11 protein-coding genes are annotated in these 12580 nt (G+C 74.2%); 8 read left to right on the forward strand and 3 right to left on the reverse strand.

All coding sequences use genetic code 11. From position 1 onward, the window contains the following. Positions 1–184: 184 nt before the first annotated feature. The 6 genes from OH807_RS16390 (at position 185) to OH807_RS16415 (ending at position 5915) form a co-directional block, all read left to right on the forward strand. Complete coding sequence (locus OH807_RS16390) at positions 185–1777, forward strand: acyl-CoA carboxylase subunit beta (RefSeq protein ID WP_406199205.1); 1593 nt, start codon at positions 185–187, stop codon at positions 1775–1777. 41 nt (positions 1778–1818) lie between these two features. Next, complete coding sequence (locus tag OH807_RS16395; RefSeq protein WP_406199207.1) at positions 1819–2037, forward strand: acyl-CoA carboxylase epsilon subunit; 219 nt, start codon at positions 1819–1821, stop codon at positions 2035–2037. A gap of 152 nt (positions 2038–2189) precedes the next feature. Then, positions 2190–2315 (forward strand): morphogenic membrane protein MmpB, encoded by a 126-nt coding sequence (gene mmpB / locus OH807_RS16400; RefSeq protein WP_406199210.1) that lies wholly within the window; start codon positions 2190–2192, stop codon positions 2313–2315. Between the two features lie 43 nt (positions 2316–2358). Next, complete coding sequence (locus OH807_RS16405; protein ID WP_406199212.1) at positions 2359–2958, forward strand: nucleoside triphosphate pyrophosphatase; 600 nt, start codon at positions 2359–2361, stop codon at positions 2956–2958. Positions 2959–3181: 223 nt separating this feature from the next. Then, entirely contained in the window at positions 3182–3919 is a 738-nt protein-coding gene (locus OH807_RS16410) for a hypothetical protein (RefSeq protein ID WP_406199214.1), read from the forward strand. Positions 3920–4139: 220 nt separating this feature from the next. After that, positions 4140–5915: an acetyl/propionyl/methylcrotonyl-CoA carboxylase subunit alpha gene (locus tag OH807_RS16415; protein ID WP_406199216.1), complete on the forward strand. Its 1776-nt coding sequence runs from the start codon at positions 4140–4142 to the stop codon at positions 5913–5915. A gap of 100 nt (positions 5916–6015) precedes the next feature. On the opposite strand, the gene OH807_RS16420 is transcribed toward OH807_RS16415, so the two are convergent. Both OH807_RS16420 and OH807_RS16425 read right to left on the reverse strand, forming a co-directional pair. Beyond that, the gene (locus OH807_RS16420; protein ID WP_406211019.1) at positions 6016–6978 is read right to left on the reverse strand and encodes a DeoR/GlpR family DNA-binding transcription regulator; all 963 of its coding nucleotides are present in this window, start codon (positions 6976–6978) and stop codon (positions 6016–6018) included. Positions 6979–7214: 236 nt separating this feature from the next. Further along, positions 7215–8669 carry an NAD(P)H-quinone dehydrogenase gene (locus OH807_RS16425; protein ID WP_406199218.1) on the reverse strand — a complete coding sequence of 485 codons (1455 nt, stop codon included), beginning with the start codon at positions 8667–8669 and terminating at the stop codon, positions 7215–7217. A gap of 77 nt (positions 8670–8746) precedes the next feature. Between OH807_RS16425 and OH807_RS16430 the strand changes: the two genes are divergently transcribed. Continuing rightward, complete coding sequence (locus OH807_RS16430) at positions 8747–9184, forward strand: gamma-glutamylcyclotransferase (protein WP_406199220.1); 438 nt, start codon at positions 8747–8749, stop codon at positions 9182–9184. Between the two features lie 6 nt (positions 9185–9190). Here the strand turns inward: OH807_RS16430 and OH807_RS16435 are convergent, their stop codons facing one another. After that, positions 9191–10153, reverse strand: a complete 963-nt coding sequence (locus OH807_RS16435; protein ID WP_406199222.1) for a hypothetical protein — start codon at positions 10151–10153, stop codon at positions 9191–9193. Between the two features lie 211 nt (positions 10154–10364). Between OH807_RS16435 and OH807_RS16440 the strand changes: the two genes are divergently transcribed. After that, positions 10365–12572, forward strand: a complete 2208-nt coding sequence (locus OH807_RS16440) for a HAMP domain-containing protein (protein WP_406199224.1) — start codon at positions 10365–10367, stop codon at positions 12570–12572. The last annotated feature ends 8 nt before the right edge of the window (positions 12573–12580 follow it).

Raw genomic sequence — 12580 nt, forward strand, 5'->3', positions numbered from 1 at the left:
GCCTCATCGTCCCGCAGAACGCGCGTTAACACACTGTGTCGCTGGCCATAACGGCAAACCCTCCGCGCTGGATACGCTACTCAACGGTAGTTCGTTGTGCCGCCCTGCCCTCAGGCGCGGGTCCCATCCCGACCCCGCACCACCGACACAGGTCGCGGCCCATGGATCAGGGAGACCCAGCCGGATGACCGAGGCCTCGCACGACCCCCACACCACCGCCGGAAAACTCGCCGACCTGCGACGCAGGATCGACGAGGCGGTGCACTCCGGCTCCGCCAAGGCCGTGGAGAAGCAACACGCCAAGGGCAAGCTGACCGCCCGTGAGCGGGTGGCCGAGCTGCTGGACGCGGACTCCTTCGTGGAGTTCGACGAGTTCGCCCGGCACCGTTCGACCAACTTCGGGCAGGAGAAGACCCGCCCGTACGGCGACGGCGTGGTCACCGGCTACGGCACCGTGGACGGCCGCCAGGTGGCCGTCTTCGCCCAGGACTTCACCGTCTTCGGCGGCTCGCTCGGCGAGGTGTTCGGCGAGAAGATCGTCAAGGTGATGGACTTCGCGCTGAAGACCGGCTGCCCGGTCGTCGGCATCAACGACTCCGGCGGCGCGCGGATCCAGGAGGGCGTGGTCTCGCTCGGCCTGTACGGCGAGATCTTCCGCCGCAACGTGCACGCCTCCGGGGTGATCCCGCAGATCTCGCTGATCATGGGCCCCTGCGCGGGCGGCGCGGTCTACTCCCCGGCGATCACCGACTTCGTGGTGATGGCCGACCGGACCTCGCACATGTTCATCACCGGGCCCGACGTGATCAAGACCGTCACCGGTGAGGACGTCGGCATGGAGGAGCTGGGCGGCGCGCGCACCCACAACACCAAGTCCGGCAACGCGCACTACCTGGCCACGGACGAGAAGGAGGCGGTCGAGTACGTCAAGAGCCTGCTCTCGTACCTGCCCTCCAACAACCTCTCCGACCCGCCGTCCTACCCGGAGGAGGCGGACCTCACCGTCACCGACGAGGACCTCGAACTCGACACCCTGGTGCCGGACTCGGCGAACCAGCCGTACGACATGCACACGGTGATCGAGCACATCCTGGACGACGGCGAGTTCCTGGAGACCCAGCCGCTCTACGCGGGCAACATCATCACCGGCTTCGGCCGGGTCGAGGGCCACCCGGTCGGCATCGTCGGCAGCCAGCCGATGGACCTGGCCGGCTGCCTGGACATCGCCGCCAGCGAGAAGGCCGCCCGGTTCATCCGGACCTGCGACTCCTTCAACATCCCGGTGCTGACCTTCGTGGACGTGCCCGGCTTCCTGCCCGGCACCGAGCAGGAGTGGGACGGCATCATCCGCCGCGGCGCCAAGCTGATCTACGCCTACGCCGAGGCGACCGTCCCGCTGATCACCGTGATCACCCGAAAGGCCTTCGGCGGCGCCTACGACGTGATGGGCTCCAAGCACCTGGGCGCCGACCTCAACCTGGCCTGGCCGACCGCGCAGATCGCGGTGATGGGCGCGCAGGGCGCGGCCAACATCGTCTACCGCCGCGAGCTGGCCGAGGCCGCCGCGGCCGGCCAGGACGTCGACGCCCGCCGGGCCGAGCTGGTCGCCGAGTACGAGGACACCCTGCTCAACCCGTACCTGGCCGCCGAGCGCGGCTACGTGGACGCCGTCATCGCGCCGAGCGAGACCCGCCGGCACATCGTCCGCGGCCTGCGGGCGCTGCGCGGCAAGCGCGAGGTGCTGCCGCCGAAGAAGCACGGCAACATCCCGCTGTGAGCGCCCTCACCCCACCTCGGCCGGCGCGAGAGGATAGAGCCATGGCCCCGATCCACGTGCTGCACGGGCAGCCCACCCCCGAGGAGCTGGCCACCGTCCTGGCGGTGGTCCAGGCCCGGGCCGCCGCCGCACAGGCCGCCGCCGAGGCGGCGCGCCGTGCCGGTGCCGGCCCGGACTCCCCCTGGAACGACCGCTCCCGCCGGCTGCGCGGCGCCCCGCGCCCCGGCGTCAACGTCTGGCGCACCTCGGGCTGGGCCTAGGGCTCGCCCGACCGCGACGGAGTGGGAGGCCGGCTCGTCCGGCCTCCCACTCCGCGCTCCCGCGGCCCGGTGGCCGCGGTGCGCCCGGATTGCCCCGAAAGCTGAGTACGGATACTCAGGCGTCCCCGGCCGCCCCGGCGCACCCTGGAGAGGTGCTCTGGTCAGACCCTCGCGACGAGCCCTCCCCCGAGGCCCGGCGGGCGCAGGAGAAGCTGCGCCGTGCCGGTCACGTGCTCGCCGCCGCGCTCCTGCTGATCGCCGTTCTGCTGATGCTCTGAACGGCCGCCCGGGGCACCCCCGCGACGCCCTACCCTGGTGGGCATGACCGACCGCCGCACCCTCGTCCTCGCCTCCGCCTCCCCCGCCCGCCTCGGGCTGCTGCGCCAGGCGGGCCTCGACCCGCGCGTGGTGGTCAGTGGCGTCGACGAGGACGCGATCACCGCCGCCACCCCCGCCGAACTGGCCCTCGTCCTGGCCGAGGCCAAGGCCAAGGCCGTCGCCGCCGAACTCACCGGCGGCGAGCTGGTGATCGGCTGCGACTCGGTGCTGGAGCTGGACGGCCTGGCCCTCGGCAAGCCCGCCGACGCCGCCGAGGCGCTGGCCCGCTGGCAGTCGATGCGCGGCCGCGCGGGCGTGCTGCGCACCGGCCACTGCGTGATCGACACCGTCACCGGCGAGCAGGCCTCGGCCACCGCCTCCACCACCGTCCGGTTCGGCACCCCGGACGACGCCGAGGTGGCCGCCTACATCGCCTCCGGCGAACCGCTGCACGTGGCCGGGGCGTTCACCCTGGACGGCCGGTCGGCGCCGTTCGTCGACGGCATCGACGGCGACCCGGGCAACGTCATCGGCCTCTCGCTGCCGCTGCTGCGCTCGCTGCTGGCCGGCCTCGGCGTGCGGATCACCGACCTCTGGGCCTGACGGCTCCGGGCCCGGTCGCCCCTGGCCGGCCCCACCCCCTCCGCACCCGAACTACTGCGCCCCGTCGGGGCGGTCGCCCGCAGCGCCGTATCACCCCCCGGCCGTCCGGCCGTTGTGCAGGTCACCCGATGTGCACCGGGAGCGGCTGTGGAGACCGTCCATGGCTGCGGCCGGACACCCCGGCTAGGCTGACCGCCGGTCCGACGGGGAGGAGGCGGGGCGGATGACCGACAGTCTGCTCAACGTGCTGCTGGGGCTGGTGGCGAGCGCGATCAGTGCCGCGCTCGGCTGGCTCGCGCAGAACCTGCGCCGCAGGAGGCGGCTGGAGCGGGTCCGCTCGTTCTTCGGCCTGCCGGCCGGCAGCGAGTGCCTGATCGTGGTGAACCGCAGCGTCGGGGTCGGCTCACACGCCCGGACGGTCACCCGGCGCGACGCCTACGCGCTGATGGAGCTGGCCGCGCTGGTCAAGGAGTGCGGCGCGCAGACCGAGCTGGTCGCGCACGACGCCGTCCACCGCGGCCTGGGCGCCAAGACCGAGTTCTGCTTCGGCGGCCCCAGCAGCAACGAACGCATGGCCGCCCACCTGGCCTGGGGGCTGCCCGGGGTGACGGTCACCAGCGGGGCCGACGGGCCGAGCAACGTCATCGTGGCCGGCGACCGGTCGTTCACCGTCGACTGGGACACCGAGGTGTACGCGCTGCTGGCCCGGCTCGCCACCCCCGCGGGCGGGCGCCCGGTCTTCCTGGTCTCCGGCCAGACCGGGATCGCCAACCACGCCGCCGTCCGCTACCTCGTCGCCCACCACCGCCGGCTCGCCCGCCGGTACGGCGAGGACGGCACTTTCGCCCTGATCCTCAAGATCGTCAACCCCGGGGCGTACGGCCCGGACGTGGTCGAGCTCGCCGCCGACGTCACCGCGCAGGCACTCGAAAGGGCGGTCTCCCCGGCCCCCTCCGCTTGAGTGTGGCCAAAGCCACCGCGTCCTCGTGGCCGCCGGGTCACCGCCCGGGAGGGCGGCCCGCGACGGCGACGACCACCGCCACCTGGGAAGACCCCGGCCGGGCCGCGGAAAGACCCGCCGAACGCATCACCCTCCGTGTGGGATAGTTCACAACCTGGGGCTACTCGCCGGTACCGCCCAGAAATCCATAAACTCGACCAGGTTCAAGAAGGGAGCCACAGTGCGCAAGGTGCTCATCGCCAACCGCGGAGAAATCGCCGTCCGCGTCGCCCGGGCCTGCTCGGACGCCGGTATTGCCAGCGTCGCCGTCTACGCCGAGCCGGACCGGGATGCGCTGCACGTCCGCGCGGCCGACGAGGCTTACGCGCTGGGCGGCGACACCCCCGGCACCAGCTACCTCGACATCGCGAAGGTGCTGAAGGCCGCAGCCGACTCGGGTGCCGACGCCGTTCACCCCGGCTACGGCTTCCTGTCGGAGAACGCGGAGTTCGCCCAGGCCGTCATCGACGCCGGCTTGACCTGGATCGGCCCGCCGCCGCAGGCCATCCGCGACCTCGGTGACAAGGTCACCGCCCGGCACGTGGCGCAGCGCGCCGGTGCCCCGCTGGTGGCCGGTACGCCGGACCCGGTCTCGGGCGCCGACGAGGTCGTCGTCTTCGCACGGGAACACGGCCTGCCGGTCGCCATCAAGGCGGCGTTCGGCGGCGGCGGACGCGGCCTGAAGGTCGCCCGCACGCTGGAGGAGATCCCGGAGCTGTACGAGTCCGCGGTCCGCGAGGCGGTCGCCGCCTTCGGTCGCGGCGAGTGCTTCGTCGAGCAGTACCTGGACAACCCGCGGCACGTGGAGACCCAGTGTCTGGCCGACCAGCACGGCAACGTGGTGGTCGTCTCGACCCGTGACTGCTCGCTGCAGCGCCGGCACCAGAAGCTGGTCGAGGAGGCGCCCGCGCCGTTCCTGACCGCCGAGCAGAACGCCGAGCTGTACCGCGCGTCCAAGGCCATCCTGAAGGAGGCCGGCTACGTCGGCGCCGGGACGTGCGAGTTCCTGGTCTCCCAGGACGGTCTGATCTCCTTCCTGGAGGTCAACACCCGTCTGCAGGTCGAGCACCCAGTCTCCGAGGAGGTCACCGGGATCGACCTGGTCCGCGAGATGTTCCGGATCGCCGACGGCGAGGAGCTGGGCTACGACGACCCGGAGGTGCGGGGTCACTCCTTCGAGTTCCGCATCAACGGCGAGGACCCGGGCCGCGGCTTCCTGCCCGCGCCGGGCACCGTCACGCTGTTCGCCCCGCCGTCCGGCCCGGGTGTCCGGCTGGACTCGGGCGTGGAGACCGGCTCGGTCATCGGCCCGGCCTGGGACTCCCTGCTGGCCAAGCTGATCGTCAGCGGCACCAGCCGCAAGCAGGCCCTGGAGCGGGCCCGCCGCGCGCTGGCCGAGTTCAAGGTCGAGGGCATGGCGACCGCCATCCCGTTCCACCAGGCGGTCGTCACCGACCCGGCGTTCGCGCCCGAGGTGCACGGCGGCGACGGGCCGTTCACGGTCTTCACCCGGTGGATCGAGACCGACTTCGACAACACCATCCCGCCGTTCGCCGGCGCGGCCGGTGAGGGCGAGGAGGCCGAGGGCCGGGAGACCGTCGTGGTCGAGGTCGGTGGCAAGCGGATCGAGGTCTCGCTGCCGTCCTCGCTGGGCGTCCCGGCCGCTCCGGCGGCGGGCGCGGCCGGTGCCGCGAAGGCCAAGCGCCGGGTCGGCGCCAAGAAGGCCGGCTCGGCGGTCAGCGGTGACACGCTGGCCTCGCCGATGCAGGGCACCATCGTCAAGGTCGCCGTCGAGGAGGGCCAGGTCGTCGCCGAGGGCGAGCTGATCGTCGTCCTGGAGGCGATGAAGATGGAGCAGCCGCTGAACGCGCACAAGGCGGGCACCGTGGTCGGCCTCAAGGCCGAGGTCGGCGCCAGCGTCTCCAGCGGCGCGGCCCTCTGCGAGATCAAGGACTGACGCGGCGCGGGAGGGGCCCCGGGCACATCCCGCCGCCGGACCGGTCCGCACGCCCTCCGGGGTGTGCGGACCGGTTCCGTTTCCGGGGGCGGCCGGGGGGCTACCGGGTCCGCGGCACGGCGCCCAGCTCGGCCAGCCGGACCGGCAGCGGCCCGCCGGGGCCCGCGGGGCCGCCGTGCGCCCCCGGGCGGCGCTGACCGGGCAGCGGGGCGCCGCCGGGCGGCGGGCCGGCGCGGCGCGGCAGCGGGCCGGGCTGGGTCTGGTGCACCGGGCCGCTGCCGGTGCCGTGCACCGGGGCGTCCCCGGCGGGGGCGGCGCCGAGCGGCGCGAGGTCGATCTGCACCCCGCAGTCGGCGAGCGCGTCGAGCTCGCGCGCGGTGGCGTCGTCGGAGGTGGCGTGCTCGTCGGTGACCAGCCGGGTGATGGTCTCGGTCGGCACGGTCTGGAACATGGTGTCCGCGCCGAGCTTGGTGTGGTCGGCGAGGACGATGACCTCGGCAGCCGACTGCACCAGAGCCCGGTCCACGCTCGCGGAGAGCATGTTCGTGGTCGACAGGCCGCGTTCGGCCGTCAGCCCGCTGCCGGAGATGAACGCCTTGGAGACCCGCAGCCCGTGCAGCGACTGCTCGGCCCCGCTGCCCACCAGGGCGTAGTTGGAGCCGCGCAGGGTGCCGCCCGTCATCACCACCTCCACCCGGTTGGCGTGCGCCAGCGCCTGGGCCACCAGCAGCGAGTTGGTGACCACCGTCAGCCCGGGCACCCGGGCCAGTCTGCGGGCCAGCTCCTGGGTGGTGGTACCGGCGCCGACCACGACGGCGTCGCCCTCCTCCACCAGGCCCGCGGCGAGATCGGCGATGGCGCTCTTCTCGGCCGCGGAGAGGTGGGTCTTCTGCGGGTAGCCGGGTTCGCGGCTGAAGCCGCCGGGGAGCACCGCGCCGCCGTGCCGGCGGTCGAGGAGCCCTTCTGCCTCCAGCGCCCGTACGTCTCGACGCACGGTCACTTCGGAGGTCTGGACGACGCGGGCCAGTTCACGGAGCGACACAGCTCCGTTGGCGCGCACCATTTCGAGGATCAACTGGCGACGTTCTGCTGCAAACACAGAACCGACGGTAACCCGCGTGACCGTCTGCTTTCAGGCGTTTGCAGCTGGTAGCCGGAATTGCTCACGCACGAGCGGCGCGTGACCGTACAATACGCGCCGTCAGCAATCCGGAACTGCGCCCGCCGTCCGGGTGACTCCCCCGGATGCGCGAAGGGCGGCCGCCCATCGGCAGCCGCCCCCAACTTCGCGTCAGGTGCTCAGTTTTCGCCCTCGGCCCGCTTGCGGATGTGCAGCTGGCGGGCGGCCTCGGCGGTCGAGCCGGAGACCGACGGGTAGACGGTGAAGGCGCTGGCCACCTGTTCGACCGTCAGATTGGCGTCCACCGCGAGCGCGATCGGGTGGATCAGCTCGCTGGCGCGCGGGGCGACCACCACGCCGCCGACCACGATGCCGGTGCCCGGGCGGCAGAACAGCTTCACGAAGCCGTCCCGGATGCCCTGCATCTTCGCCCGCGGGTTGCCGCGCAGCGGCAGCTTGACCTCGACCGCGTCCATCTTGCCGCACTCCACGTCGGCCGCGGTGTAGCCGACGGTGGCGATCTCCGGGTCGGTGAAGACGTTGGAGGCCACCGTCTTGAGGTTCAGCGGCTGCACCGCGTCGCCGAGCGCGTGGTACATCGCGATCCGGCCCTGCATGGCCGCCACCGAGGCGAGCATGAAGACGCCGGTGCAGTCGCCGGCCGCGTACACGCCGGGGGCGCTGGTGCGGGAGACCCGGTCGACCTGGATCTGGCCCCAGTCGTTGAGCTTGACCCCGGCCTCCTCCAGGCCCATCTCCGCGGTGTTCGGGATCGAGCCGACCGCCATCAGGCAGTGCGTGCCCTTGACCACCGTGCCGTCGGAGAGCGTCACCTCGACGTGGTCGCCCGCCCGCTTGACCGTCTCGGCCCGGCTGCGGCCCATCACGTTCATGCCGCGGCGGCGGAAGACCTCCTCCAGCACCTCGGCGGCGTCCGGATCCTCGCCCGGCAGCACCCGGTCGCGGCTGGAGACCAGGGTGACCTTGGAGCCGAGCGCCTGGTACGCGCCGGCGAACTCGGCGCCGGTGACGCCGGACCCGACCACGACCAGTTCGCGCGGCAGCTCCTCCAGGTCGTACACCTGGGTCCAGGTCAGGATCCGCTCGCCGTCCGGCTGGGCGTCCGGCAGCTCGCGCGGGTGCGCGCCGGTGGCGATCAGCACCGCGTCGGCGCGCAGCGACTGGACGCTGCCGTCCGGCGCGTCCACCAGCACCTCGCGGGAGCCGTCCACGGCCTGCCCGCCGGTGCCGAGCCGGCCCCGGCCGCGGAGCACGGTGACGCCCGCGCGGGTCACCGACTGGGTGATGTCGTGGGACTGCGCGATGGCGAGCCGCTTCACGCGCCGGTTGACCTTGCCGAGGTCCACACCGACCACTCTGGCCTGCTGTTCCAGCGGAGGGGTGTCGTCGGCGACGATGATGCCCAGCTCCTCGTACGAGCTGTCGAAGGTGGTCATCACCTCCGCGGTCGCGATCAGGGTCTTCGACGGAACGCAGTCCGTGAGCACCGCCGATCCACCCAGACCGTCGCGGTCGACGACGGTCACCTCCGCGCCGAGCTGGGCGGCGACGAGCGCCGCCTCGTAGCCGCCGGGTCCGCCACCGATGATCACGATCCGAGTCACGTCCCCCATTGTCCCGTACGCCGGGAGCACTGCCACGCCGGGGTCGGGGCTTCTGTGCGATCCCCCAGTCGCCGTAGTCTTCCCCCATGCCCCTTTACGCCGCGTATGCCACCAACCTCGATGCCCGGCAGATGACCCGCCGCGCACCGCACTCCCCCCACCGCGGGACGGGGTGGCTGGACGGCTGGCGGCTCACCTTCGGCGGTGAACAGCTCGGTTGGGAGGGTTCGCTCGCCACCGTGGTCGAGGACGAGAAGGAGCAGGTCTTCGTCTCGCTGTACGACGTCGCCCCGATGGACGAGGAGGGCCTCGACCGCTGGGAGGGCGTCCAGCTCGGCATCTACCGCAAGATCAAGCTGCGCGCGCAGACCCTGGACGGCGACATCCAGGTCTGGACGTACGTGCTCAACGACTACGAGGGCGGCCTGCCCGCGGCCCGCTACCTCGGGCTGGTCGCCGACGCCGCGGAGAGCGCCGGCGCCCCGCACGACTACGTCCTGGACCTGCGCCGCCGCCCCTGCTGAGCCCGGTCAGGGCGTGACCGGGGTGCGCCACCCGGCGGCGGTGGCGGCCAGCACCGAGGCCACCGCCGCGCGCCGCGCCGGTTCGGTGCGGAGCCGGCCGGCCAGCTCGACGTGCAGCCACGGCACGCCGAGACCGGCCGCGAACCGGCCCTCGACGTTGGTGGTGCCCTCCAGCTGCCCGCACTTCTCCCGCCACGCCCGGCAGACCGCGTACCCGGCCGTGCCGAGCCCGTCCGCGGTCAGCTCGGCGGCCGGCCCCGCCCGGCCCGGGCCCGCGGAGACCACCGCGTCCTGGCCGGGCAGGCTGCCCTCGTCGAAGCCGTGCACCTGGAGGCCGGGCAGCCCGCGCGCGGTGAGGGCCTCGGTCACCGCGGCGAACACCGTGTCCGCGCGGTGCGCCGGGTCGGCAGCGCCGGAGCCGTCCGGGCCGGCCCTGCGGTGCGCCCCGGCGAGCACCAGCACGCCTCCGGGCGCGGCCCGGAAGACGTCGACCCCGAGCAGTTCGGTGCGGCTGTCGGAGACGGGGTGCGGCACCTGCACCGACCAGGACGCCCGGGCCGAGAGGTCCAGGTAGACCCGGCCCCAGCCGCGGGCGCTGCCGGGGCCGGCCGGGTCGTCGGCGATCTCGGCCACCCGGCGTCCGCTGTCCGCCTCGGTGAACTCGGTCAGCCGGTAGCCGACCGGCCCGAGCGCCCGCCCGGCCTCGTCGGGCCGCCCGTCGAGCACCGCCACGACACCGTCCGCGACGGCCCGGCGCTGCGCCGCGTCCGGCACGGTGTACGGGGTACCGGGGGCGAAGCCGGCGGTGTACTCGTCGACCCGGGCGGCGAGGTCCACCGGCTGCGGCCCCGCCGGGCCGCGCGCCGCGACCGTCAGCCCGACGGCCAGCGCCGCCAGCACCAGCAGCGCCACCGCCGGCAGCAGCACCGCGCGCCGCGCACCCGCGCTCTTCCCCGGCTGAGTCTCCATGGGGCGAGAACCTACCGTGTCACCTTGCATTTCCATGATCAAAATGTATTGATCCCTAAGATTCTCCATTTCGAGACCCGAACGTGACAGCATTTCGCAGAGTACTTCGTACGCTTTTCAGGTTTTGACCTGGGCTTGACCCAACCGGTCACGGCGGCGCCCCAGGGGAGGTGGGCCCGCCGACGCCCCCGACCCGATGACGAGGCCTCCCGTGAGCACGGCAAGCAACCCGCCGCGACAGCACCGCTATCGCCGCCGGGCCGACATGCCACTGCTCGGCGGCATCCGCCCGCCGATCGTCCTGCTGCTCGTCCTGCTGCTGGCCGTCGCCGCGATCACCGCACTGGCCGTCGGCGGCATCCGGACCGACGACACCCCGCAGGCCGTCCGCGAGTCCCACCAGTACGCCGCCGAGGACACCGCGGCCTCGCTCCGCGCCGGACTGCACGAGAGCGCCACCGACCTGCGCCGGGCCGCCGCCCACTACGACAGCGCGCCCGCCGCACCCGCCGCCGTGCTGACCGCGCTCGGCCAGGCGTACCACAAGTGGCGCGGCACGGTGATCGTCCGGCCCGCGACCGGCCGGCTGCTCGCCGCCCGCGGCGAGACCGTCCCGCTCGCCGGCCTCGACCTCGGCAAGGTCACCGACACCGCGCCCGCGCCGCTGCTGGTGCCCTCCGCCGCCGGCACCCGGCTGCTCACCTTCGCGCTCGTCACCACCGAGGCGGACGGCCGGGCCCTGCTGGTCGCCTCCGACAACCTGCGGCTGCCGGGCACCGCCACCCGCAGGGACCAGACCGTCGAGGTCCTCGACGGCACCGGCGCCGTCCTGGACTCCACCGGCACCGCGCTCACCGCCGACCCCGACCGGCGGCTGGTCGCCACCGCCCGGGACCGCGCCGCCCGCGCCAGGCCCGTCCCCGGCACGACGGCCTCCGGCAGCCTGGCCGGCAGCCCCGACGACAAGGGCGTCCGCCGCGTGGCCGGCTACGCCGCCGTCGCCGGCCCCGACGAGAACGACCCGGCCGGCCCGCTCGGCCTGACCGTCGTCTCCACCAGCACCGTCGACGGCAGGACCGGCGGCCTGCGCCACCCCGCCCTCGGCCTGGCCGCCGCCGGCACGCTGCTGCTGCTCGCCGTGCTGGTGGCGTGGTTCCTGCGGCGCGTCCTCCAGCGCCCGCTGCTGCGGCTCTACCTGAACGCCCGCCGGCTCACCCGCGGCGAGCTGGACCACCCCGTCCGCGGGCCCCGGCGCGGCGAGGCCGGCCGGATCACCCGCGCCCTGGAGGAGCTGCGGCTCCAACTGCTCGACCCGGCCCGACCGCCCGCCGCACCCGCCGCCGCCCGGCGCCGGCCCGGCAGCGCGCTGCCGCTCGCGCTCTGCGCCGTCGTCGTCCTCGGCTGGTCCGGCCCGCTGCTCCTGCTCGGCGGCGCGGACGGCGAGGTTCGCGTACCCACCCAGGTGGTGGCCGGCCAGCGCGACCGCACCGACACCGCCGCCGACCGCGTCCGCCAGGCGCTCAACGAGGGCTACGCCGACCTCCGCTCGCTCGCCCCCGCACTCGCCGCCACCTCCGTCGGCGGGGCCGAGACGCTGCTCCGCGCCACCCTCGCCGAGCACGACCGCTACCGCTCGCTCTACGTCCTCGGCGCCGACGGCAGCGTGCTCGCCCGGGCCGGCGCGGCGCCGCACCGCAGCGGGCCCGAGGCGCTCGGCCCGAACGGCGTCCTGCTGCTCAACACCTCCGGCAAGGAGCCGCGGATCGCCGCCCGCACCGCACTCACCGCCGACCCCGCGGCGGCGGACGGGGACGACGACGCCGCCGCGCCCAAGGGCCCGGTGCTGGTCGGCGAGTTCCACACCGGCTTCCTCGGCACCCTGCTCACCCGCCCCGGCCTCGGCCGGGTCTGGCTGGTCGACGACCGCCACCGCGTCCTCGCCGCCAACGAGGGCTACAGCTCCTTCGGCGAGCTCCCCGACGGCCGGGCCGCCGCCGTCCTGGCCGGCGCGAAGAAGGAGGCCGCCGCCGACGTCGTCCGCACCGGCGGCGATCCGGCGCTGCTCGCCGCCGCCCCGCTCGGCGGCAACGGCACCGTCGCCCGGCTCGGCTGGTCGGTGGTCACCGCCCACCCGGTGGCCTGGCTGCACCTCGACCAGAACCGGGCCGACCGGCGCGCCGTACTGGCCGGCATGCTCGGCCTGGCCGCCGCCGCACTCTGCCTCGGCTGGCTCCTCATCGCCGTCGGCCTGCCGCTGCGCCGGCTGGCCGCGAGCGCCGAGGCACTGGCCGCGGGGGACCGCCGCACCGTCCTGTACCCCGTCCACCACGACGAGGTCGGCGCCGTCGCCCGGAGCCTGGAGCTGATCCGCCAGGACCTGGAACGGGCCGCCCGCCGCACACCGGCCGCCCACGGATAAGGAGACAA

It is taken from the genome of Kitasatospora sp. NBC_01560 (assembly GCF_045208415.1).
Classification (GTDB): Bacteria; Actinomycetota; Actinomycetes; order Streptomycetales; family Streptomycetaceae; genus Kitasatospora.